At 58.4% G+C, this 238-nt stretch carries 1 protein-coding gene; it reads left to right on the plus strand.

The features are described 5' to 3' along the window. A partial coding sequence (locus tag ACODJP_RS14495; RefSeq protein ID WP_422482697.1) for a PEP-utilizing enzyme occupies positions 1-238 on the plus strand: 238 nt, incomplete at both ends.

Below are 238 nucleotides of genomic sequence, written 5' to 3' on the forward strand. Positions count from 1 at the left end.
GTGCGATTCAGGATGAAGTCATCCTCGTCGCCGCCGATCTGACCCCGTCTGAAACCGCACAGCTGAACCTGAAAAAAGTGCTGGGTTTCATCACCGATGCGGGCGGTCGTACCTCCCACACCTCTATCATGGCGCGTTCCCTGGAATTGCCGGCCATCGTGGGCACCGGCAGCATCACGGCGCAGGTGAAGAACGGCGACTATCTGATTCTCGACGCGGTGAACAACCAGGTTCTGAT

This window comes from Pleomorphochaeta sp. DL1XJH-081, from assembly GCF_049310885.1.
In the GTDB taxonomy this organism is placed as follows: domain Bacteria; phylum Spirochaetota; class Spirochaetia; order Sphaerochaetales; family Sphaerochaetaceae; genus CAYZJV01.